The sequence below is a fragment of the Candidatus Palauibacter sp. genome, assembly GCF_965197445.1.
Classification (GTDB): domain Bacteria; phylum Gemmatimonadota; class Gemmatimonadetes; order Palauibacterales; family Palauibacteraceae; genus Palauibacter.
The window spans coordinates 1,544,129-1,568,297 of record NZ_CBDANE010000005.1; the positions used below are offsets into that span (position 1 = coordinate 1,544,129).

A 24,169-nucleotide genomic window follows, 5' to 3' on the forward strand; every position below is an offset into this window, starting at 1 on the left:
GAACCCGAATGTTCTTTCGACAGGTCTTCGACGAGAAACTCGCCCAGTACGCGTACCTGATCGGGTGCCAACGTACCGGGGACGCGGTGCTCTTCGACCCCCAGCGCGACATCGACCGCTACGTGGATCTCGCGGAGCGCGAAGAGCTGCGGATCGTGGCGGTGGCCGAGACTCACCTTCACGCCGATTTTCTGTCGGGTGCGCGGGAGTTCGCCGAGCGCTTCGACGTTCGGCTCTACCTCTCGGACGAGGGAGGTCCGGACTGGCGGTACGAGTGGGCCCGGGATGATCGCTACGACCACCGCCCGCTCAGGGACGGGGCTCGCTTCTCGATCGGAGAGATCGACTTCGAGGCGATCCACACGCCCGGGCACACGCCCGAGCACATGTCGTTCCTGGTCACGGACCGGGGGGCGGGAGCGGACGAGCCCATGGGTCTCCTCTCGGGAGACTTCGTGTTCGTGGGCGATCTCGGCCGGCCCGACCTGCTCGAGACCGCGGCCCGGGTGGCGGGGGCGATGACGCCGGCCGCGCGCCGGCTGTACGGCTCGGTGCGGCGGTTCCTCGAGTTGCCCGACTACCTGCAGGTGTGGCCGGCCCACGGCGCCGGTTCCTCGTGCGGGAAGGCGCTCGGCGCGGTGCCCGAGACGACCGTGGGTTACGAGCGACGCTTCAGCCCGGCCATCGCTGGGGCTCTGAAGGGGGAGGACGCCTTCGTCTCCCATATTCTCGAGGGACAGCCCGAGCCGCCCATGTACTTCGTGCGCATGAAGCGGGACAACAAGCTCGGCGCCCCCGTCCTGGGCGACCTCCCGGCCCCGCCGCGGCTCACGCGGGATCTGGCGTCACTGGGGCGGGCGGGCGCGGGCGGGCCGGCCGCGGATGAGGTGGCGGAGGTGGTGATCGACACGCGCCCCGACCGCTCGGAGTTCATGGCCCGCCACCTGCCGGGGTCGATCTATGTCCCGCTCACGAAGTCCTTCTGCACGGCGGTGGGGTCCGTTGTCGTCGACGAAACGACGCCGATCACGGTCATCGTCTGCGAGGAGGAACTGGCCGATGCGGTTCGGGGCCTGGTCCGGATCGGGTTCGACAACCTCCGGGGGTTCGTGGAGCCGGAGACGCTCGAACGGTACTTTGCCGAGGGCGGGGAAGCGGCCTCGATTCCGGAGATCGACCTCACGGCGGCGAGCCGGCTGTCCGTGGCGGGTGAGGGCGAGGTCCTCGACGTGCGATACGCCTCGGAGTATGCGGCGTCGCACCTCCCCGGGGCCCTCAACGCGTCCTACACGCGGCTGCCCGACTACGGGGACCGGTTGCCGGCAAACGGCTCTCTGCTCGTCCACTGCCTGAGCGGAGCCCGCGCGGCTGTGGCCGCGAGTTATCTGGCTCGCGAGGGGCGCGATGTCCACTACATAAACGACCTGTTCACCGCCTACGCGGGATCGCTGGAAACCGGAGGACCGTAGTCATGGTCAAAATCATGAAGACCCGACCGCTGGCCGTCATGGCCACCCTCGCCGTTCTCGCCGCGCTGGCCGGCCCCATGGGTCCCATGGGTCCCGCGGGTCCCGCGCCGCTCGCCGCGCAGGGATTCGGCAGTTCGGTGTCCGTCGGCGAGGACGAAGTCCTGGTGGGAGAGCCCACCTCCGAACGCGAGCCCGGGAGCGTCCGCGTCTTCCGCGCCGGCGACTGGGCTGAAATCCAGGCGCTCTACGCGCCCGACGCAGCCGTGCGGGACCGCTTCGGAGCGGCGCTCGCGGAGGACGGCTCCCGGTTGTTCGTGGGTGCGCCGGGGGCGGGCGCCGTGCACGTGTTCGAGCGCGCGGGCGCCGAGTGGCGGCACGCGGCGGAGATCCCCTCTCCCGGCCTGGAGGAGTTCGGACGCGTGCTGGCCGCCAGTGGCGCACACCTCCTCGTGGCGGCCGCGGACGGCTCGGGCGGGCAGGATGTCGTCGTCGCCTATCGCCGCGCGGACGGGGGCGGATGGGTGGAGGAAGCCCGTCTCACGGCGGACCGCGGTCCGTCGGGGTTCGGGACCTCCGTCGCGCTGGACCGCAACCTGGCGCTGATCGGGGCGCCGCTCGTCGGCGAAGGGCGCGGCGCGGCCTACCTGTTCCGCTTCGAGGCGGGGGCGGGCTGGGATCGTGTGGCGCAGCTGGGCGGCGATGACGGGGACGCCGGGCGCGCCTTCGGATCGGCCGTAGCGCTGGTCGGCGACGAGGCGCTGGTCGGGGCGGCTGGCGAGGACCAGGGGCTCGGTGCCGTCCACCAGTTTGCGAGGAACGCAGAGGGCGAATGGCAGCTCGCCGGCACGGTGGGGCCCGGCAACCCGCCCCCGACCGCGTTCGGCGCCGCGCTCGCCGTGGACGGCGCCGTGGCCTGGGTCGGGGCGCCCGCGGCCGCCGGCAAGGGCCTCGTCTACCGTCTCGAACGCGCCGGGGACGGCTGGACCGTCGATTATGCGTGGGATGTCACGGGCCCGGGATGGTTGCAGGTGGGTCGCGTGGTGGCGGCGCGCGACGGCCGGGTGGTCGCGGGTCTGCCCGCGGACGACTTCGGGGCCGGGGCCGCCGTCGTCCGGGACGCCGGGGCCGGCACGGTGGTGCGGCTGGTGAGCGAACAGGTCGGGCTCCCCTCGATCCTGGGTGGCCAGATCGACTGCGAGGAGGGGGTCGCCGAGGGGTTCGACTGCGACCGGGTGGACCTCCTCTCCTTCCTCCCCCGCGAAGAACTCGGCGCCGGGCGCGGGGCGCGTCTCAACGACGTGTGGGGTTGGACGGATCCTCAGACGGGCCGCGAGTACGCACTTGTCGGCCGCATGGACGGCACCGCGTTCGTCGATGTCACCGATCCGTTCAGCCCCCGCTACCTCGGGAACCTCGCCAAGACCGAGGGCAGCCGGTCGAACACCTGGCGCGACATGAAGGTGTTCAGGGACCACATGTTCGTCGTCGCCGACGGGGCGGGGCAGCACGGGATGCAGATCTTCGACCTCACCCGGCTGCGGGACGTGACGGAGCCTCGGGAGTGGGAGCCCACGGCCCTGTATGAAGGCGTCGCCTCCGTCCACAACGTGGCGATCAACGAGGCGACGGGCTTCGCCTACCTCGTGGGTGCGTCGGGCGGCGGCGAGACGTGCGGCGGGGGGTCGCACATCGTCGACATCAACAATCCGCTGAACCCGGTCTTCGCCGGCTGCTTCGCCCACCCCAACACGGGCCGGCGCAACACCGGCAACTCGCACGACACGCAGTGCGTGATCTACCACGGTCCCGACGAAGATTACGCGGGCCGCGAGATCTGCGTGAACTCGAACGAGACGGCGCTCTCGATCGCCGACGTCACGGACAAGTCGAGCCCGGTCGCGGTGGCGCGGGCCGAGTATCCGAACGTGTCCTACGCGCACCAGGGCTGGTTCACGGAAGACCACGAGTACTTCTATTCGAACGACGAAGCCGACGAGGTGAACGGTTCCGTGGAACAAACCCGGACGCTCGTGTGGGATCTGCGCGATCTGGACGACCCGCTGCTCGTACGGGAGTACTTCAGCCCGACGAAGGTCACGGACCACAACCTCTACGTGCGGGGCGACCGCCTCTACATGTCGAACAACCGCGCCGGACTCCGGGTGCTCGACATCAGCGACCCCGAGAACCCCGCCGAAGCCGGGAGCTTCGACACAACCCCCTGGAGCGAGGACTCAGCGGGGTTCGACGGCACCTGGAGCGTGTATCCGTACTTCGCAAGCGGGACGATCCTCCTCTCCAGCAGGCGCGAGGGTCTGTTCCTCGTCAAGCCGAGGGCCGAGAGACTCGTTCCCTGACGGGGGCGGCCGCTTCTCATCATGTGTTCCGTCCTCGGCATCTTCGAGATCGAACCCGGCGCAGCGGGCCTGCGCCGCCGGGCGCTCGACCTCTCGCGGCGGCAGCGGCACCGGGGCCCGGACTGGAGCGGGATCTACGCGGGAGAGCGGGCCATCCTCGCCCACGAACGGCTCTCGATCGTGGACGTGGAGAGCGGCGCGCAACCCCTGTTCGGCCCCGACCGCACCACCGTGCTCGCCGTCAACGGGGAGATCTACAACCACGCGGCGCTAGAGAACGGGGTGGCGAATGGCTACCCGTTCCGCACCCGCTCCGACTGCGAGGTCATCCTCGCCCTGTACGAGCAGCGGCCCGATGACCCGGCCGCCTGGCTCAACGAACTCAGCGGGATCTTCGCCTTCGCTCTCTACGACGAGAAGCGGAACCGGTATCTGATCGCGCGCGATCCGATCGGCGTCATGCCGCTCTACACGGGCCGCGACGGGGAGGGGCGCTTCTACGTAGCCTCGGAGATGAAGGCGCTCATCGATATCTGTCCCGAGATTCACGACTTCCCCCCTGGACACATGCTGGACAGCCGGACCGGCGAATCGGTGCGCTACTACCGGCCCGGATGGCGAGAGCCCGAGGCGGTGGCGGACGGACCGTCGGATCCGGCGCTCGTGCGAGCGGCGCTGGAAGAGGCGGTGCACCGGCAACTCATGTCGGACGTGCCGTATGGGGTGCTCCTGTCGGGCGGTCTCGACTCGTCGGTCATTTCGGCGCTGGCCATGAAGTATTCGCGCCGGCGCGTCGAAACGGGCGACGCGGAGGAGGCGTGGTGGCCCCGGTTGCACTCGTTCGCGGTCGGCCTCGAGGGCGCTCCGGATCTGGCGGCGGCACGCGCCGCGGCGAAGGCGATCGGGACCGTCCACCACGAAATCGTCTACACGCTTCAGGAGGGACTCGACGCGGTCAACGACGTGATCCGCCACCTGGAGACGTTCGACGTGACGACGGTGCGGGCGTCGACACCGATGTACCTCATGGCCCGCCGCATCAAGGCGATGGGGATCAAGATGGTCCTCTCCGGCGAGGGCGCGGACGAGGTGTTCGGGGGATATCTCTACTTTCACAAGGCCCCCGACGCGCGGGCGTTTCACGAGGAGACCGTCCGCAAGCTGGACCAGCTCCACAAGTACGACTGCCTGCGTGCGAACAAGTCGATGGCCGCGTGGGGCGTGGAGGCACGGGTCCCCTTCCTCGACCGCGAGTTCCTGGACGTCGCGATGGCGCTCGACCCCGAGTCGAAGCGGCCGGTCGATGGGCGCATGGAGAAGCACATCCTGCGCCGGGCGTTCGAGGGGCTTCTCCCGGACGAGATCCTGTGGCGCCAGAAGGAACAGTTCTCCGACGGCGTGGGCTATTCCTGGATCGACAGCCTGAAGGAAGTCGCCGAGGCCGAGGTCAGCGATGGCCAGCTGGCGCGGGCGGCGGCCCGCTTCCCGACCAACACGCCGCTCACAAAGGAAGCGTATCTCTACCGCTCCATCTTCGCGTCACACTTCCCGGGCGAGCCGGCCGTGCGCTGCGTCCCCGAGGGCCCGAGCATCGCGTGCAGCACCCCCGCCGCGATCGCCTGGGACCCGGCCTTCGCGGGCATGGCCGACCCCTCCGGCCGGGCCGTGCAGGGCGTCCACGAACACAGCTACTGACCCGCTCAGTTGGGTACGGTAAGCGGCAGGCCGTCGAGATCCGGATCCGTGGTGAACCCGGACCCGCCGGCAATGGAGGTGGCGCGTACCGCCTCTGCGCCCCGGAGAATGCCGCGAATCCGGCCGGCAGGGCGGTCCATGATGATGGCCATCGGTATGTTGCTGTCGCCGTCGAGGGCGGTCATCCCGCCAGGACCGGAGAGAACGATGCGATCTAGCCTCCCCCGCCAATCGGCTTCGAACGGGATGGTGAACAGAAAGTTGCTACCCCCGTGGTCCACTTCTGCGGGCGAGAAGGGCAGGGAGAACAGGGTCTCCCCGCCAGCGTCGAATCCATCCAGGCGGAAGGGTCCGCTCCGTGTCGGCAGCTTCTCTGGCGCATGAAGTGCGAACGCCGGATCAAGGTGCAGTTCACCCTCCGCACCGATGCCGCCCCATAGCAGCAGCAGCCGCTCCCGTCCCGCGACGGAAGCCTCCGACGAGGCCTCTGCGGTTTGGGCCCGGTATTCTAGCGCTTTCTTGTAGTGGTAGTCGCTGATCCACGCGGGTTCGCAGCCGAGCCCCATGACGTCTGGAGTGGAAGGAGAGATCAGGCTGTCTCCTCGGGCATCGTACCCCCATACTCCGATTCCCCCACCGGGGTAGGGGTAGTCGGGATCCACCTCGGAGAGGAGGCCGCACGGAGCGTGTCGGAGGCTCAGGTTGTGGCCCAGTTGATGGACCAGGACCGTGGCGTCAGGCACACCGACGCTCGAAGTTCCGGGCAGTTGGGCGGCGCCACGGTCCGATGTCTGCCTGTACGGCACCATGGCCCCGTAATAGTGCCCCGTTCCGTTGTCCATCGTCCGAATGAGTTCGACGTCCCGCAGAAGAATGCCCCATCCCGCCGCCGACCTCGGTTGGAGGGCAGAAACGTAGGGGGCGCGGACGCTCACTCTCAGTTCGTGCAGCGGAAGTATGTTGCGCACGAATTCCGCCACGGGCTGACCCGGAGTCGCGCCCTGAGTCCAGTCGAGGACCGTGCTGTCCCGCCCCTGGACAGAAAGGATGGGTACGATCGTCAGGTCCAGGGGCGGAGCCTCGACGACGTCCAGCTTCAGGCGCCCCTCGGCGGGAACGCGCGTAACGCTCCCGGCGGCTCTGGGAACGACGCTGTCCGGATCGACCTCGACCACCATTTCCAGTCCGGGCGCGAGCCATTCCCCGGGAATCACGGCGCTGAAGGAACGGGCCAGATCCCCCGGTTCGGGGGCGCTTGGAATGCCGCGCGACGACGCAAGGTCCATCCACACGTCGGCGAGCTCCACGCCATCCTGGAAGAACGAGGCCCGCGCTCGCGGTTGGTATTCATTCGCCTGGTCCGACGTGGCATGGACGCGCAACAGCGCTGCACGTCCCGCCACCAGCGGCAGCTGCCCCTCGAGGTTCTGCACGGCCTGGTTCAGGTACACGGAAGGCATCCCGAGCAGAACCGGTACCTCGCCACAGCCTGCTCCCGCAACCTGATCCTCGATCGACCGAAGCCAGTTCTGGAACCAGCTCGCGCTCGGTGCGCAGGCGCCGCTGTTGTCCCAGCGGAAGGAAGCCAGTTCGGCGAGTTCGACGAAAGAGCTGGGTAGCGCTCCGGTGAACTGGTTGTCCGAGATGTCCAACGTCCGCAATCTGTCCAGTCGCCCGAGTTCGCCAGGGAGTTGGCCCGTCAGTGCGTTGCCGCTCAGGTCGAGCGCTCGCAGCTCGACGAACTCGCCGAGCTCCGGCGCTATGGAACCGTCAAGGCCGTTGCCGCCGAGCTCCAGTGCCACGGGAAGGCCTCTGTCATCTACGGTCACGCCATACCAATCCGCGATTGGTCCGGGCGTCAACCAGTTCGCCTTGCGAGTCCAGCGTTCACCACCCGCAGAGCGATAGAAGGCGGTCAAGGGGCCCCGTACGCACGGCTCCCCGCGAACCCCTTCGATGCCTGCCAACCAGTCCTGGAACTCCCTGCTGAGGGGAGAGCAGAGGTCCGTGTCGCCCCACGAAAAATGATCGAGGGACGGCAGGTGGAGGAAGCTCTCGGGTATTTCACCCGCCAGCCTCGTCGCGCTCACGTTGAACTGCCGAAGCTGACGCAGCTCTCCAAGTTCCCGCGGAATCGAGCCGGTCAGGTCGTTTCGTGCGAGGTTCAGGTCGTAGAGCTGGACGAGATTGCCGAGTTCCGGTGGAATCTCGCCTGTGAGGTCGTTGCTCCCCAGCATCAGTTGGTCAAGCCGGACAAGGTTGCCGAGTTGCGGCGGAATCTCGCCCGTCAATTGGTTCCCGCGAAGTTTCAACTGTCGCAGCTGCGTCAGGTCGGACAGTTCCGGGGGGATCGGGCCGGTGAACTCGTTCTGCTCCAACCACAGTCCGTCCAGACTCTCGAGGCCGCCGAGCGAGCCCGGCAGCTCTCCCGTCAACCGGTTGCCGTCCAGGTCCAGGTAACGAAGCTGTTGAAGCTCCCCAAGTTCGGGCGGGATCGACCCGTACAGATCGTTGTGTCCGAGAAACAGCGTCGTCAGCTTGGTGAGCTCGCTCAGTTGAGCAGGAACCGGGCCGGAGAGCCTGTTGAACGGAAGAGCGAGGTCCCGGAGTTCGGTGAGATTGCCGAGCGTCACGGGGAGCGACCCGATCAACCCGTTGTTGCGAAGCTCGATCGCGGTCACGCGCCCGGCCGAATCCACGCTGACGCCGTACCATTCTCCAAGGGGACGGGCGGAGAGCCAGTGTTCGCTACGCCCCCAGTTCGGTCCCCCGGTGCTTCCGTAGAGAGCCTCCAGGGTCTGCCGTTCCGATGGTTCGCACTGTACGTCCGTGCCGACGTGAGATTCAATGGAAGTGAGCCAGGCGCGGAACGTGCTGTCGGAGGGCACGCACAGGTCTGTGTCCCGGTAATGGAACGTTCGCAGTCGCGTGCCGGCGAGCGACAGGGGCAGCGGTCCCGTGAGCCGGTTTCCCTCGACCGAGAGTTCGGTCAGGTGCTCCAGGTGTCCCAGGCCGGAGGGCAGCTGACCAGTGAGCCCGTTGTGGCTCAGGTCGAGCGTCACCACGAATCCAATCGAGTCGGCCGTCACCCCATACCATTCGGCGATCGATCCTTGCAGCCAGCCCTCGTTGTTGGTCCAGTCCGGGCCGCCGGTACCATGAAAGAGAGCATTCAATATGGCGATGTCCGCCTCATTACAGAAGGATGCATAAAGAGTCTCGATTCGTTCGGCCCAGAGGATCCAGTCGGGCGTGCCGGGTATGCAGAAGGTCAGCTTTGCAAAGTTCAAGCCGGTGAGACGGAGGAACACCTCGGGCACCGGTCCGGACAGCTTCTCTCCCTCGAGGGCGATCGCGCTGAGACTGCTCAGCTGCCCGAACTCGGGCGGGATCGGCCCCGTCACCCCGTCCGAGACAAGATAGAACGTGCGGAGCGGGAGACTGCCGATCTCGGGGGGGATCGGACCCTCGAGAGTATTCTCCGTATCCAGGCTCAACTCCAATTGGCGCAGATTCGAGAGCGTACCGAGTTCGGCCGGTATCGGTCCGCTCAAAGGATTGCCCCAGATACTGAGGCTTGTCAGGTGAGAAAGGTTACCGAGTTCCGGCGCGATAGGCCCCCTGAGATTGTTTTCCTGCAGGTGCAGGTGGGTGACCCGGCCCTGCTCATCGGTCTGCACGCCGAGCCACTGATCCAGAGGCGCATTCGTCAACCAGTTATCGCTTCTCTTCCAGTTCGCACCCCCGGTCGCATCGTAAGAGGCTGAGAGGACGGCTCGATCCGGGTCCGATACATCCACCCTTGCCCGTCCGCTGGCCGCCCCGGCCGTCGCGGTGATGCTCACGACGCCTTCACTGACGGCTTGAACCAAACCGGTGGAGTCCACCGTTGCGATCGCTGCGTCGTCGGTCCGCCATGTGACGGGAACCCCGGTCATCTCCCGCCCGTTCTGATCTCGGACTTCGGCTGTGAGCTGAACGGTGGCACCCAGACCGGCAAGCCGAACCGAGGCCGGGCTTACGATGACGGCGCTCGGCCTCGGCGGCTCGGGACGCGGGTCGGGGGGTGCCGTGCTGTCCTCCCCGCAGGAGAGGATGGCAAGCAAGCCAATCCACGCCGCCGCGCCCCGACAGGTGGCGCTCATCGGCGCCACGCTTCGGGATCGGGGATGCCCCGGCTTGTGAGCACGTCGAGCCTCGGTCCCGGGGCCAGGTCGGCCGCCGCTCGTGCCTGGGTCAACCCCGATGGCGACAGATCCCGCAGAATCCCGCGGATCTGTCCGGTCAGAGGGTTCCGGAGGATCGCCATGGGCCGGTCTGTGTTTCTGTCGAGAGTCGCGCTTCCGCCGGGGCCGGAAAGGGTGAGGCTGACAAGCACACCGCGCCACTCGGGCTGGACCGGCAGAAGGAAGACAAAGGCGCCACCAGCGCCGTGACCCACTTCGCGCATGTCGAAGCCGAGAGAAAAAAGCTCGCGTCCGTCTTCGGTCCGTCCGGTGATCTCGTATTCGCCACGCCGCTGCGGGAGGGCAGCGGGCGCATCAATGACGAAGGCCGGGTCCAGGTACAGTGCGCCTTCCGCATCCACGCCGCCCCACAGCAGCAGCGACGAAACCGGATCCGCCGGGGCCGATCTCCGGGCAGCGGCCCCTTCCGCGGCGCGGTGCCGGACCGCAGTCGCGAAGTTGAAGTCGCTGATCCAGCGGCCCGGATCACAATCGAACATCAGGTCCGGGGTCGTCGGTGGAACAAGTAATCCGCCGTCGCGGAAGTCGTACCCCCAGGAGCCGGTCGAGCCATTGGAGTAGGGATAGGACGGATCATACGCTGCTCCACACCGCCCTCCGGACATGCCGAAGTTGCTTCCGAGTTGGCGCGCAATCGACTCCGTCTCCGGTATCGCAAAGCCGTTCCAGCCGCGCCACGAGCCGACGCGCGTCGGGTGCAACACGGGCCCCGACATCATGCCCATATAGTGGCCGCTGGCCCCTTCCAGCCGTCTGATCATCCAGGTTTCGTTGAAGACCGAGAAGGCATTGTTGCTCGCGGTCAACACGGGTTCGTGAGCGGTCACTTCCAGGCCCCGTACCGGGAGCAGCGTGCGCGTGGCCCGGAACAAGTCGTGGGACTCGGGGGCGGCGGCCATCTCCGAGACCACGTCGATGATCGCCGAGTCGGGATCCGTAACCCACAGGAAGGGAATCAGGGTCAGATCCAGGGTGGGCATCGCCTGCACGTCCACGGGGAGGCGGCCGCTGCCGGGAATCCGCCTGACCACGCCCAGCCCGGGGGCCAGGGTCCCCTCGGGGTCGATCTCGATCACCATTTCGAGACCCGGTTGGATCACACGCGCCGGGATTGTGGCGTTGGCGGACGCCGCCAGATCGCTCTCGTCGATCTCCGTTGGGATAGGGTTCGATTGCTTCGGGATGTCGGCGCTGTGCGTCTCCTCACCATTCAGGTAGAAGCGGGCCCGGACGAGCGGGATCCCCGCGCCGCCGTTTTCCGCGGCCGTCACGAAGACCCGCAAGAGAGCCTCTTCGTTCGCCACGAGGGTGACTGGAAACTCGCGCGACTGGGTGGCCTGGATCAGATACGCCATCGAGGTCCCTCGCTCGGCACAGGATGCCACCCGCTGCGTGGAGACACCCCGGAGCCAGTCCTCGATCTCCCGCGGCGCGCAGAGATCCGTACCATCGGCCATGAGTGTGTGCAGGCGGCCGAGGCCGGTCAGCGTGGCCGGGAGAGGGCCGGACATCTCCGCGTTGCCGGTGACGCTAAGCCGTTCGAGGCGCGCCAGGGCTCCGAATTCCGGAGGAATCGACCCGCTCAGCTGATTGTGCTCGAGGTAAAGGCGGCGCATTCCGGCAAGGTTCCCCAACTCGGGCGGGATCGAACCCGTCAACTCGTTGTCATGCAGAACGACCCAGTCGAGCCGGGGGAGGTCACCCAGCTGCGGGGGGATCGGCCCGCTCAGTCGATTCTCGTTCAGCTCCAGGACCCGCAGGTTGGACATGTTCCCCAGCTCGGGCGGGATCGAGCCCGTCAGTTCATTGGCCTCGAGTGAGGCGTGCGTGACGCTGGCGAGGTTGCCCAACTCGGATGGGATCGCTCCGGTCAACGCGTTCGAGGAGAGGTACAGCCAAATGATGCTGTGAAGGTCGCCGATCTCCGAGGGAATGCTCCCCTCGAGTTGATTCCGGTTCAGGCGCAGAAGACGCAGCTGGCTGAGGTTGCCCAACGCGGGCGGAATCGGACCGGTGAGCTCGTTGCCGCCGAGGTCGAGCCAATCGAGGTACGACAGGTTACCCAGTTCCGGCGGGATCGGACCGGACAGGTCGTTGCCGGCAAGATCCAGGAAAGACAAGTAGGGCAGACTTGCGAGGTCGGAGGGGATCGGGCCCGTGAGACCCATCGTAACGAGGCCCAGACTGTGGAGGTTGGCAAGTCTCGTCACGAATCCCGGGAACGGACCGGGCAGATCGTTCCCCCCGAGATCCAGGTCGGACAGCTGGGACAGGTCGCCCAGTTCGTCGGGAACCGGGCCCACAAGATTATTCTGTGACAGGTCCAGCTGGTACAATCGAAGCAAGCTGCCGAGTTCCGGCGGGATCGGGCCTGACAAGGCGTTCCAGCCGAGCTCCAGCTGGCGCAGGCTGGTGAGGTTGCCGAGTTCCGGCGGGATCGGGCCCCATAACTGATTCGAAGTGAGCGTGAGCCCCCGCAGGCTGGAAAGGTTGCCGAGTTCCGGCGGGATCGAGCCCGACAAGGCGTTCCAGCCCAACTCCAGTAGCTTCAACTCCGTCAGCTTTCCGAGTTCGGGAGGGATCGGGCCCGAAAGCTTGTTCGACCGCAGATAGATCTGTACGAGATTGGTGAGTTTGCCAAGTTCCGGCGGCAGCGGACCCGACAGATCGTTCTGGTCAAGTACCATGCCCCTGAGTTGTGACAGATCCCCGAGTTCCGGTGGAAGGCGTCCTCTCAAGCCGTTCGCGGACATCTTCAGCCAATCCACGCGCCCATATCGGAAGGTGGCCACGCCGTACCAATCGTTTAGGGGCACGTCCGTAAGCCAGTTCTCGTTGTTCTCCCAGCTATCCCCGCCAGTCGCCCTGTAGAACGCGGTGAGGATCTCCCGATCCGGATTTACAATCGTGATCACGGATGTTCCGGCCGTGGCCCCGACTGCGGCGGTAATCGTGATCACGCCTTCGCGGCGCCCGAGTACGAGGCCCGTACCGTCGACGGTGGCCAGGAATGTGTTGTCCGATGTCCATACGAACTGGACTCCCTCCACGGCATTCTCGTTCTCGTCCGTGGCGGTGGCTCTGAGACGAAGCGTGTCGCCCGGAGTGATCGTGTCCACGGCAGGCGCAATGGTCACGGCATGCACCGACTGCATGACCGACAGCCTCGCTTCGCCGGATACGCCTCCCGCGGTGGCCGTGACCGTCGTGGCGCCACTTCCCTTTGCAGTGACGAGCCCGGTGGAATCGACCGTCACGACAGTGGTGTCCCCGCTCAGCCAGGACACCGCGGCATTCGGGAGCGGCCGCTCGATCTGGTCGCGCACGTCGGCGGAGAGTTGGACGGTCTCGCCCAGCGCCGTCAGGGACACTGTCTTCGGTGTGACAACCACTGTCGCAGGTTCAGCCGTGGCCACGGTAACCGCGAACCCCTGCTCGGTCGAGAGACCGCCGGGATCGCGGGCTGTGACGGTGATCGTCGCCCTCCCGGCCCCCGCCGCCGACACGGTCACCGTGCTGCCGGACACGGATACGCCCGCAACGTTCGGGTCAGACGCCGTCGCCGCGAAGTTCAGCGCATCTCCGTCGGGATCGCTGAAGTAGGCCGACGCATCGACGTCCGCCGTCTGTCGTTCAATCAGGGATTGAGGAGGGATCGAACCCGTCGCGACGGGCGCCCGATTGGAAGGGGGCGGATTCGGCGGTGGGTCGGTCGTGCCACCGTCTCCGCAGGCCGCGATCACAACGCCCGCCAGACCCATCGAGCCGACAAGGACCGAAGCCAGGCCTCGTCTGGTTCGGCTCCGTCCGGTTTCCAACACGCCGGTCGACGCCACGTTGTCGCTCCCAATCCGCCGGGGGTCGTTGCGGACTCCAACCACTGTCGAACCCGCCGCCGCCGCCCGGGTTCCCTGGGTCGCCCGATCGTTACAGGCTGCCGGAACCCCGGGGTCTGGTGGGAGTACGGCCTGTTGGATCCACCCTGCCACGGCGAGTCTCAGCCGGGCAGGGGTCCCGCGCACTTGGCTGGCGCAACGTTCCCCACAGGGGAGATCGGATGAAAGCCGGCAGGACGACTCCCCTGCGCAACCTGATGCGATTCGTGATTCTGGCCCTCGCTACCGACGGGTGCGGCGGCGAGATGGAACCGTTCAGGCCTGCGCGGCCTCTTCCGCCGCCGGGCCCCCCCCTCGCCCACCCATTCCCTCGCCCACTCCGCCGCCCTGTCCGCTTTGCATACCGAGGTCCCGGAACGCGGACGCAGGGACGTCTCACGGTCTCCAGTACGCGGGTGTGCGCGCGGACCATCACGAGCTGCGCCGGGGACGGGGTGGGTTCTACCTGGCGATCGCGTATGGCGACTTCAATCAGGACGGGGTCACGGACATCTTCTACTCGCCCGGCGACGCCTCCGGGAACGCACTGCCGCCCGAGTTGTTCGCCGGCGACGGCATGGGCGGGTTCACGTTCGAAGGGAATGCCTTCGACGCACCCGGCCTCATCCATGCGAGGAAAGCCCTGCCGGGCGACTTCAACGCCGACGGGGTGCTCGACGTATTCGTTCTCGGGCATGGCGACGACAGTCCCGCAGGGCCCGGAGAGGCCCCTTACGCGCTTCTCTCGTCCTCTGACGGGTACCGCCTTGCCCCGGGCCTTGAGGAGTTCGCGGGATTCCTCCACGGTGGCGCTACGGCCGACATCGACGCAGACGGCGATCTGGACGTGTTCGTGACCGACAGCTCGAACGGTTCGTTCTTCCTCGTGAACGACGGGACCGGGACATTCACCATGAGTCGGGCGCGTCTCGGAGAGCACATCGCCAAACCCACCTCCGTCCTGACCGCCGAGCTCGTCGACCTCAACCGCGACCGGTACACGGATCTCCTGGTCGCCGGAGACGAGCATCAAGGGTTCGCCACACGGATTCTGTGGGGAAACAATTACGGTTGGTACGGCTACCTGACCGATTACCTCCCGGCAGTGTACGGCTACGGAGTGGTGGTGGACATCGATGCGGGTGACCTGAACGGAGACGGCTACAAGGATCTCCTCGTAACCAGGACCGGGGATGGTACTGAACACGAGTTCTACGAGGGGTACCACCTGCAGCTATTGCTCTATGTGGGCGGCCGGGCCGGGTTCAGGTGGACGACGTTGGACGAGTCTGCGGATGGCGAGTGGATCCCGTGGATCAGGCTATGGGACCTCGACGGGGACGGTGATCTCGACATCATTGCCGATGACCACACCGCACGGAACCTCGCGTGGATCAACGATGGCTCGGGGAGCTTCGCGCCGCCATAGTCAACCCACGAGTACTTTCGCTCCCGGCTCGATCACGCGTTGAGCCGGAACTCTCCGGACTTTCAAGCCACGTCATGAATGATTATCATTCACAGCGTGAATATATCTCCGCTGTCTCGTTTCGTGGCGAAGGATCTCGAGGCCAGGATGCGCGTGATGCCGGCGGTCGTCGTGGCCGGGGCGCGCCAGACCGGCAAGAGTACGCTCGCGAGAGGGTGCGGGCCGGAGGGGCGTCGGTATCTCTCGCTCGACGACTTCGACGTGCTCGATCTGGCTCGGCGCGATCCCGACTCGCTGGTGGCGGGAACCGAGCCGGTGACGCTGGACGAGGTGCAGCGGGAGCCTGGTGTGCTGAGCGCCGTCAAGCGTGCGATCGACCGTGAACGCCAACCTGGGCGGTTTCTCCTCACCGGCTCGGCGAACCTGCTCATGATGCGCCGCGTCTCGGAGTCGCTGGCGGGGCGAGCCAGTTATCTGACGCTGTGGCCGATGACGCGACGGGAGCAGCTGGGACGGGGACTGTGTGGCGCCTGGGAGGAGCTGATCGCGGCGCGAGACGCGGACTGGCTCGACGTCCTCGCCGCGCAGCCGGACGAGGTCGAGGATTGGCGCGCCCTGGCGCTGCGTGGCGGCTTCCCGGTGCCCGCCGTTCATCTCCGCGACGCCCAAGAGCGGGACATCTGGTTCGACGGCTACGTGCGCACGTACCTGGAGAGAGATCTGCAGGCGCTCTCCTCGATCGCCGCGCTTCCGGATTTCCGCCGCCTGATGCGAGCAGCCTGCCTGCGTATCGGCGGCCTCGTCAACCAGACCGCCCTCGGGCGTGACATCGGACTTCCACAACCGACGGTCAGCCGGTACCTGAACCTGCTGGAGACGTCGTATCTCCTCGTGCGCATTCCCGCCTACTCGGTCAACCGCACCAAACGGCTCATGAAGTCGCCCAAACTCTATTGGGGAGACACGGGCCTGGCGCTGCACCTGGCCGGGGAGAGCGAGCCCCGTGGCGCGCATCTCGAGAACCTCGTGCTTCAGAGCCTGCTGGCCTGGCGAGACGCCCGTCTCCGCCGGGCAGAGGTACTGCACTGGCGCACGACGGTGGGTGAGGAGGTGGACTTCGTGATCGAGACTGAAGGCTCGCTGCTGCCGGTCGAGGTCAAGGCCACGAAGCGACCTCGCCTGCGCGACGCCCGGCACCTGAAGGCGTTCCGGGACGAGTACGGCGCGAGCGCGCGCGCCGGCCTGCTGCTGCACGCCGGGAACACGCTCGAGTGGCTCACCCCGCACGCGCTCGCGGTACCATGGTGGCGGGTGCTGTAGAGCGGACACCAAGGTGCGGAGGTCGTCTACGAGTACCGAACGGTCGAACTCGGGAAATCGAAGGTGACGGTCGAGAGCGTCCTTGTCGGCGTGAGTGCCGAGACCGGGGAAGTCCTGACGGTGCCTGCCCAGTCGACGCCGAAGCTGAAGGCGGCGAGGGTTGCCGTCGCGACGGAGGGCATCGCCCGCGAGTGATTCGGTTCGGAGCTTGATCGCCCAGGCTGTCTCGGAATCCGTCGCGAGTCCCCCACGCCGCGCGAGTGTAGCGAGGCTCTTCTCATTTGCGCGGCCCGTCGCCGGGCGGGCATCTTGCGGGCATCCCGGCGCATTCTCCGACAGATGAACTCCCGGATGACGAAGGTCGAACGATGAAGACGCCCGCTCGCATCATCCTGCTCACGCTCCTCACCATTTCGGCCGCCGGATTGCTGTCCAGTGCTCCCGCCGCGGCGCAGGAGGCGGTCTCGGTCGAGATCGTGCCGAGTTCGCTGTTGCTTCAGGTGGGGGAGGAGGCCACGCTCGAGGCGCGCGTCATGGACGCGGACGGGAACGTGGTGGACGCACAGATCCTCTTCTTCCCGAGTTTCGCGGACGGGCGGAGCGGGAGCGCGCGCCAGAGCATCGACGTGGACCGGGCCACCGGCCGGGTGAAGGCTGTGAAGGGCGGCGAATTCCTCATCTCCGCCATTGTGGCAACGGCGCGGAATCTGCGCGGGGAGGCCACGGTGAGCGTGGCGTTCCCGCCGCTGGACCGGATCGAGGTGACGCCCGCGGGCGGCGCGACCTATGTCGGCGTCGCGACCCGCCACCGGGCGAGGCTGCTCGACACGGCCGATGACGAGCGCGACGGCGAGATCCGCTGGTCCACCTCCAACCCGGACGTCGCGACCGTCGACCGCTTCGGGATCCTCACCGCGCACGGGCCGGGAGAGGTGGCGCTCGAAGCAACGGCCGAAGGCGTCTCCGTCGCGGCCCGCTATCAGGTGCGGGAGAACCCTGCCGCCGGAATGACCGTCTCGGCGAGCGCGGAGCTGGCGCGGACGGGCGATGTGGTGCGCTTCGCCGCGGCGGTCGAGGACGCGATGGGGGGCGCGGTGGCGGATCTACCCGTCACCTGGACCGTCATGGCGGACCCGTCGATCGAGGCGACGGCCGACATCCCGCCGGCGGAGATCGATGATCGCGGCCGGTTCGTGGCCTACTTCCCGGGCGTGTACACGGTGGTCGCCAACGTCCCGGGGCGCGCGGCGCGAACCTCGATCGAGGTCCATCCGCGGCACGTCTCGCAGGAAGTCACCTTCGTCGGTCAGGGGCAGGTCACGAACGAGCGAACGTCCGACCTGTGGGTGTGGGAGGGGGGCGACGGACGCGACTACGCGATCACCGGCACCCACGCTGCGGCGGGCGCCGTCTATTTCTGGGATGTGACGGATCCGGCCAGCCCCGTCATGACGGATTCCATCGTGGTCGACGCGCGCACGACGAACGATGTGAAGGTGAGCGAGGACGGGGAGATCTGCGTGATCTCGCGGGAAGGCGCCTCCAACCGTCGCAACGGGATCGTCATCCTCGACTGCCGGGACCCGAGGGATGTGACGCAGATCTCGGTGTTCGACGACGAACTCACGGGTGGCGTACACAACCTCTTCATCTATCAGGATCATGTGTACGCGGTGAACAACGGGCGCCGCTTCGACGTCATCAACATCGAGGATCCGGCCAATCCCCACCGGGTGGGCCGGTTCGAACTCGATACGCCGGGGCACGCGATTCACGACATCTGGATCGTGGACGGGGTCGCCTACACGTCGAACTGGGGTGACGGAGTCGTGCTCATCGACGTGGGCGGTGGCGACCGCGGCGGCTCGCCGTCCAACCCGGTGGAGATCGCACGTTTCCGCGACATCGGGGGGCGGACGCATGCGGCGTTCCCGTACCGCAGTCCCGCGGGGCGCTTCTATGTGTTCATGGGAGACGAGGCCGGGCGCCCGGGGTTCGACGGACAGGACCGGGAGCGTACGCCCCAGTTCATGTCGGGCTACATCCACGTCATCGATATGACGGATCCCGGGAATCCGGAGGAGGTCGCGCGCTACGAGATCCCGGAGGCGGGGTCGCACAACATGTGGATCGAGGACGACAAGCTCTTCGCCGCGTTCTACAACGGTGGGCTGCGCGTCCTCGATATCTCCGGGGAACTCAAGGGCAACCTGGGCGAGCAGGGCCGGGAGATCGCACGCTACATGGCATACGACCCGGACGGTGTGGTCGCGAACGCGCCCTTCACGTGGGGACCTCAGCTGCACAAGGGAAACCTCTTCTTCGCGGAGTACTTCAGCGGGCTGTGGGCGGTGAAGCTCGAGCCGCGCCGGGAGCTCGTCCCGTAGCGGTCGTCCCGGCGTGAGCGAGTTTCGGATCTCCACGCGCATCAACGGGACGGAGTGGACGGGCGCGATCGAGCCGCGGCTGCTGCTGTCGGACTTCCTGCGCTCCGAAGTCGGACTGACGGGCACGCACGTGGGCTGCGAGCACGGGGTGTGCGGGGCGTGCACGGTGCTCCTGGACGGGGAGCCGGTGCGGGCCTGTCTCATGTTCGCGGTGCAGATCGACGGACATGAGGTGACGACGGTCGAAGGGCTCGCCGCGGCGGGGACCGGGGCCGTGATCCCGGTCGAAGAGTTGCATCCGATCCAGCGGGCGTTCCACGAGACGCACGCGCTCCAGTGCGGCTTCTGCACGCCGGGGATCCTCATGACGACGGCGGCGTTTCTGCGTGAGAACCCCGCGCCTTCACGGGACGAGATCCGCGAGGCGGTGTCGGGACACCTGTGCCGCTGCACCGGCTACCACAACATCGTCGAGGGCGTCGCGCTGGCGGCGGAACGGCTCGCGGCGGACGGGGAGGGCGAGCCGTGAGCCGGGCGGGCGGGACATGGGTCGGGGCCCGGGTGCCGCGCACCGAGGACGCGCGTCTGCTGACCGGCCGCGCGCAGTTCGTCGAGGACGTGGAGCCGCCCGGCGCACTGCACGTCGCGTTCGTACGGAGCGACCTGCCCGCTGGCTGGCTCCGCGTGCTGGATGTGGCCCGCGCGCGGGCGCACCCGGGCGTCGCCGCCGTCTTCACGGCCGCGGAGCTTGGCCCGCTGTGCCGCCCGGGCGCGGTGCTCGTTCCGCCGCCGCCGCTCGAGGGATTGGTGTTCAACGCCCGTACGGCCCTGCCGCTCGTGCGCGACCGGGTCCGCCACCAGGGCGAGGCGCTGGCGATGATCGTGGCCGAGAGCCGATACGTGGCCGAGGATGCCGCGGCGCTGGTGGATGCGGACATCGAGCCGCGCGACGCCGTGGTGGATCTCGAAGGCGCGCTCGAAGCGGACGCGCCGCGGGTCCACGACGACCTCCCATCAAACCTCGCGGCGCACGTCCGGCAGACGAAGGGAGACTACGCCGCGGCGCGCGGGCGGGCCGACCTCGTGCTGGGCCGCCGCTTCCACTACGACCGCGGGATCGGGGGCGCGATCGAGAACCGGGCCGTGGTGGCGGACTGGGACGCCCGGGCCGACCGCCTGCAGGTGTGGGATACGACGCAGGCCCCCATCCCCGTGCGCAACGTCGTGGCCGCGGCTCTGGGTCTTTCCGAGTCCCAGATGCGGGTCATCGCGCCGTTCGTCGGCGGCGGGTTCGGGCCCAAGATCATGTTCTACGCGGAGGAGATCCTCGTCCCCTGGGCCTCGATGCGGCTCGGGCGGCCCGTGAAGTGGGTGGAGGACCGCTACGAGAACTTCTTCGCGACGACGCAGGAGCGTGGCCAGCTCCACGACTCCGAGATCGCGGTCACGCGCGAAGGCCGGATCCTCGGGGTGCGGGACACGTTCGTGCACGACTCCGGGGCGTACGACCCGTACGGACTCACCATCCCCATCAACACCCAGTGCACGCTCCTCGGACCCTACCGGGTGCCGAACTACGAGAGCGAGTTCCGCGTCGTGTTCACGAACAAGCCGATCGTCACGCCCGTACGCGGGGCGGGACGGCAGCACGGCGTGTTCGTCATGGAGCGGCTGCTCGATTTGGCGGCGCGCGAGCTGGGCCTCGATCCGGTGGAGATCCGCCGCCGCAACGTGCTCGGGCCGGAGGAGCTTCCGCACAACCACGAGATCATGTACCAGGACTTCGCCCCGCTCCGGTACGACAGCGGGAGCTACGAGGCGGCGCTGGACGAGGCCGCCCGCATCGTCGGCTATGAGACGTTCCCGCGGGAACGCGAACGGCTGCAGGCGGACGGGCGCGCGGTAGGGGTCGGCGTCGTCAACTACGTGGAAGGGACGGGAGTCGGGCCGTACGAGGGGGCGCGGGTCACGGTCGAACCGAGCGGCACGGTTCGCCTCGCGACCGGCGTCGGCACGCAGGGCCAGGGACACTTCACCTCCTTCGCGCAGATCGTGGCCGACGCGGTCGGCGTCGCCCCCTCGGATGTGCGGGTCGTCACCGGGGATACAAGCGAGTTCCACTGGGGAACAGGAACCTTCGCGAGCCGCGGGGCGGTGGTCGCGGGGAACGCGATCCACGCTGCGGCCCAGGCCGTGCGCGAGAAGATCCTGCGCCACGCCGGGGAGGCGCTCGAGGTCGACGCCGAGGACCTCGAACTCGCGGACGGCGCCGCGCGCGTGAAGGGCGCCCCGGAGGTCTCCGTCCAGCTGGGCGTCCTCGCGCTCGCGGCCAACCCCCTGCGCGGCACCGTGAAGCCGGGGACCGAACCGGGGCTGGAGGCGACATCGTACTTCGGCCCGCCGTGCGGCACGACCGCGAACGGGACGCACGCCATCGTCGTGGCGGTGGACCCCGAGACGGCGATGGTCGAGATCCTGCGCTACATCGTCGTGCATGACTGCGGGACCGTGATCAACCCGACGATCGTGGAAGGGCAGATCCACGGAGGCGTGGCGATGGGGATCGGGAACGCCTTCTACGAGGAACTCGTGTTCGACGAGTTCGGCGGGACGAGCAACGCCTCGTTCATGGACTACCTCCTCCCGACCGCGACCGACGTACCCCCGATCGAGACCGCGCACATCGAGACGCCGTCCCCGCTCAACCCGCTGGGTACGAAGGGCGTGGGGGAGGGCGGGGCGATCCCCGTGGCGGCGGCCTTCGCGCAGGCCGTGGAGGACGCGCTGGCGGACATCTCCCCGGGACTCGAGATTCTCGACATCCCGCTGAGCCCCGGCCGCCTGTTCGAACTCCTGCGAGGGCTTTCGGAGGGGCGTTCGAGGCGCTCGGGAGGGGAGTCGTGAAGCCCCCGCGCTTCGAGTACGTGGCCCCGGCCGATCTCGATGAGGCCCTCGAGGTGCTCGCGGATGACTCTCTCGAAACCCGCCCGCTCGCAGGAGGCCAGAGTCTCGTCCCGATGCTCAATTTCAGGCTCGCGGCGCCCGAGCGTCTCGTGGACCTGAACCTGATCGAGGAACTCGCGCGGGTCGAGAAGACCAGCGACGGTGGGCTCCGCCTGGGCGCCATGACACGGCACACCCAACTGGAGCGCGACCCGCTCATCGCGCGAGGCGCCGCACTTCTAGCGGAAGCGGCGTGCTTCATCGCGCACCCGCAGATCCGTTCGCGGGGCACGGTCGGCGGTTCCGTGGCCCATGCCGACCCGGCCGCCGAGTTGCCGGCGGTCCTGCTCACTCTGGGTGCGCGGGCTCACATCGCCCGCCGCTCGCGGGATGGCGAGCCCGGCCTCCGGGTCGAGCGGACGCTTGACCTTCCCGAGTTGTTTCTCGGCCCGTTCTTCACCGCGCTCGAACCGGACGAGATCCTCACGGCCATCGAGGTTCCCCCTCCCGTATCGGGTGAGGGGACGGCCTTCGACGAGGTAGCGCGGCGCCGGGGCGACTACGCCATTATCGGCGTGGCGGCACGGGTGCGGCTCGACGACGCCGGGGTCTGCCGGCAGGCCGCCATCTCGCTCGTGAACGGGGGGGCCACCCCCTCTCTCATGGACAGGGCGGCGGAGGCTCTGGTCGGCACGGAGCCGGGCCCTGACGCGATTGCTTCGGCGGCGGGGGTCGCCGCGGACACCGCCGAACCGGCCGCCGACATGCACGCGACGGAAGCGTATCGCCGGCACCTGATCCGGGTCATCACGGACCGCGTGCTTTCGCGCGCCGCCGCCCGCGCCCGAGCTTGACCACCTCCACGCTCCTTCATCCCCCGTCGGAATGGTCCGCGCGGGTGGCGGTGCTGCAGGACGGCGCGTCCTACACCTACGGGGAACTCCGCACGCGGTCGCGGCTCAGGGCGCGACAACTCCTGGCGAGCGCGGGCACCGCCGACCTGGACGGCGCACGGGTGGGCTTCCTCATGGCGCCGGGGTTCGAGTACGTCGTCACCCAGTGGGCCATCTGGCGAGCCCGCGGCATCGCCGTCCCGCTCTGCCCGGACCACCCCGGGCGGGAACTCGAATACGTGATCGACGACGCCGATTGCTCCGTGCTCGTGGGCGCCGGCGAGACGGGGCGCCGCCTCGAGGATCCGGCGCGAGACCGCGGCATCCCGTTCCGCAGCGTGGGCGGAGGCCCTGAGGGCGAGCCTGCGCCTCGGGCGTCCGACGCCCTCTCGTTGCCGCGGCTCTCCGCGGAACGGCGGGCGATGATCCTCTACACGAGCGGCACGACGGGTCGTCCCAAGGGAGTCGTGACGACGCACGGCCAGATCGAGGCGCATATCACGTCGCTCATCGGGGCGTGGCAGTGGGAGCGCAACGACCGGATCCTCCATGTCCTCCCCCTCCACCACACGCACGGGATCGTCAACGCCCTCTGCTGCCCCCTCTACGCGGGCGCCACCGTCGAGTTCTCCGGATCGTTCGATCCCGTTGCGACCTGGGATCGGCTGGCCTCCGGCGAGGTGAGCGTGTTCATGGCGGTCCCCACGATCTACGCCAAGCTCCTGCACGCCTGGGATGAAGCTCGCCCGCGAAGGCGGACGAAGTGGTCTCGCGGCGCGGGCGCGCTGCGGCTGCTGGTGTCGGGTTCGGCGGCGCTCCCCGTCCGCGTGTTCGAGCGCTGGGAAGAGATCACGGGGCACCGCCTCCTCGAGCGCTACGGCATGACCGAGATCGGCATGGGTCTCTCGAACCCCTACGACGGCGAACGTCGGCCCGGCAGCGTAGGCCAGCCTCTCCCCGGCGTGGAACTGCGCCTCGTGCGCCCGGCTACGGCTCGCGTGCTGGCGGAGGGCGTGGAGGCCTTCGAACCGGACGCATCGGGCGAGATCCAGGTACGGGGTCCCATGGTCTTCTCGGAGTACTGGCGTCGGCCGCAGGAGACGGAGGCCGCCTTCGTCGACGGGTGGTTCCGCACGGGAGATGAAGCGGTTCTCGAGGACGGATATTACCGGATCCTGGGGCGTCGCTCCGTCGACATCCTGAAGAGCGGCGGCTATAAGATCTCCGCCGTGGAAATCGAGGAGTTGCTCCGTTCACACCCGGCCGTGCGGGATTGCGCCGTGGTCGGGCTCCCGGACGAGGATTGGGGAGAGCGGGTGGCCGCCGCGGTCGTGCCGGAGCCGGACGCGTCTCCGCCGCCCGACGCGATCGAGGCGCTGCTGGAACCGTGGGTGCGCGAGCGCCTCGCGAGGTACAAGGTGCCGCGCGCGTGGCGCTGCGTCGAAGATCTCCCGCGGAACGCCATGGGAAAAGTGCAGAAGCCGGCCGTGCTCGCGCTGTTCGACGTCGGGGCCCAGCCATTGCGTACCCCTCCCGGATGACGGAGCGTATCCA

Annotated in this window: 13 protein-coding genes and 1 pseudogene; 11 read left to right on the forward strand and 3 right to left on the reverse strand. The window is 68.0% G+C overall.

Annotated features, from left to right (window positions below):
* Window positions 1–8: 8 nt before the first annotated feature.
* The 3 genes from ACN9M6_RS14110 to asnB are packed head-to-tail and all read left to right on the forward strand — an operon-like array spanning window position 9 to window position 5,521.
* Complete coding sequence (locus ACN9M6_RS14110; RefSeq protein ID WP_419163522.1) at window positions 9–1,469, forward strand: MBL fold metallo-hydrolase; 1,461 nt, start codon at window positions 9–11, stop codon at window positions 1,467–1,469.
* Between the two features lie 14 nt (window positions 1,470–1,483).
* Window positions 1,484–3,826, forward strand: a complete 2,343-nt coding sequence (locus ACN9M6_RS14115; RefSeq protein WP_419163523.1) for a choice-of-anchor B family protein — start codon at window positions 1,484–1,486, stop codon at window positions 3,824–3,826.
* Window positions 3,827–3,847: 21 nt separating this feature from the next.
* Entirely contained in the window at window positions 3,848–5,521 is a 1,674-nt protein-coding gene (gene asnB, locus ACN9M6_RS14120; RefSeq protein WP_419163524.1) for an asparagine synthase B, read from the forward strand.
* 5 nt (window positions 5,522–5,526) lie between these two features.
* Here the strand turns inward: asnB and ACN9M6_RS14125 are convergent, their stop codons facing one another.
* From ACN9M6_RS14125 to ACN9M6_RS14135, 3 genes and pseudogenes are all read right to left on the reverse strand, one after another.
* A complete protein-coding gene (locus ACN9M6_RS14125) occupies window positions 5,527–9,234 on the reverse strand; it encodes a hypothetical protein (protein WP_419163766.1) in 3,708 nt (1,235 codons plus the stop codon).
* 96 nt (window positions 9,235–9,330) lie between these two features.
* Window positions 9,331–9,666 (reverse strand): annotated as a pseudogene (locus ACN9M6_RS14130) (Ig-like domain-containing protein); the annotation flags it as partial.
* Window positions 9,663–13,295, reverse strand: coding sequence for a leucine-rich repeat domain-containing protein (locus ACN9M6_RS14135; RefSeq protein ID WP_419163525.1), 3,633 nt, complete (start codon window positions 13,293–13,295; stop codon window positions 9,663–9,665). The pseudogene ACN9M6_RS14130 and the gene ACN9M6_RS14135, both read right to left, overlap by 4 nt.
* A gap of 766 nt (window positions 13,296–14,061) precedes the next feature.
* On the opposite strand from ACN9M6_RS14135, the gene ACN9M6_RS14140 reads away from it, so the two are divergent.
* From ACN9M6_RS14140 to ACN9M6_RS14175, 8 genes are all read left to right on the forward strand, one after another.
* Window positions 14,062–15,072 (forward strand): FG-GAP repeat domain-containing protein, encoded by a 1,011-nt coding sequence (locus tag ACN9M6_RS14140; protein ID WP_419163526.1) that lies wholly within the window; start codon window positions 14,062–14,064, stop codon window positions 15,070–15,072.
* A gap of 96 nt (window positions 15,073–15,168) precedes the next feature.
* Window positions 15,169–16,392: an ATP-binding protein gene (locus ACN9M6_RS14145; RefSeq protein ID WP_419163527.1), complete on the forward strand. Its 1,224-nt coding sequence runs from the start codon at window positions 15,169–15,171 to the stop codon at window positions 16,390–16,392.
* Window positions 16,393–16,455: 63 nt separating this feature from the next.
* Window positions 16,456–16,587 carry a hypothetical protein gene (locus tag ACN9M6_RS14150; RefSeq protein ID WP_419163528.1) on the forward strand — a complete coding sequence of 44 codons (132 nt, stop codon included), beginning with the start codon at window positions 16,456–16,458 and terminating at the stop codon, window positions 16,585–16,587.
* 173 nt (window positions 16,588–16,760) lie between these two features.
* Complete coding sequence (locus tag ACN9M6_RS14155; protein WP_419163529.1) at window positions 16,761–18,779, forward strand: Ig-like domain-containing protein; 2,019 nt, start codon at window positions 16,761–16,763, stop codon at window positions 18,777–18,779.
* 13 nt (window positions 18,780–18,792) lie between these two features.
* Window positions 18,793–19,308: a (2Fe-2S)-binding protein gene (locus tag ACN9M6_RS14160; protein ID WP_419163530.1), complete on the forward strand. Its 516-nt coding sequence runs from the start codon at window positions 18,793–18,795 to the stop codon at window positions 19,306–19,308.
* Entirely contained in the window at window positions 19,305–21,683 is a 2,379-nt protein-coding gene (locus ACN9M6_RS14165) for a molybdopterin cofactor-binding domain-containing protein (protein ID WP_419163531.1), read from the forward strand. The genes ACN9M6_RS14160 and ACN9M6_RS14165 overlap by 4 nt, the downstream gene beginning before the upstream one ends.
* Entirely contained in the window at window positions 21,680–22,576 is an 897-nt protein-coding gene (locus ACN9M6_RS14170; RefSeq protein WP_419163532.1) for an FAD binding domain-containing protein, read from the forward strand. Before ACN9M6_RS14165 ends, ACN9M6_RS14170 begins: the two co-directional genes overlap by 4 nt.
* A complete protein-coding gene (locus ACN9M6_RS14175) occupies window positions 22,573–24,156 on the forward strand; it encodes an acyl-CoA synthetase (protein WP_419163533.1) in 1,584 nt (527 codons plus the stop codon). The genes ACN9M6_RS14170 and ACN9M6_RS14175 overlap by 4 nt, the downstream gene beginning before the upstream one ends.
* Window positions 24,157–24,169: the final 13 nt, after the last annotated feature.

What these genes read in the sequence shown, in the direction of transcription:
- ACN9M6_RS14110 (WP_419163522.1), top strand. Translation starts at nt 9, where the DNA reads ATGTTCTTTCGACAGGTCTTCGACGAGAAACTCGCCCAGTACGCGTAC.
- asnB (WP_419163524.1), top strand. Translation starts at nt 3,848, where the DNA reads ATGTGTTCCGTCCTCGGCATCTTCGAGATCGAACCCGGCGCAGCGGGC.
- ACN9M6_RS14155 (WP_419163529.1), top strand. Translation starts at nt 16,761, where the DNA reads ATGAAGACGCCCGCTCGCATCATCCTGCTCACGCTCCTCACCATTTCG.
- ACN9M6_RS14115 (WP_419163523.1), top strand. Translation starts at nt 1,484, where the DNA reads ATGAAGACCCGACCGCTGGCCGTCATGGCCACCCTCGCCGTTCTCGCC.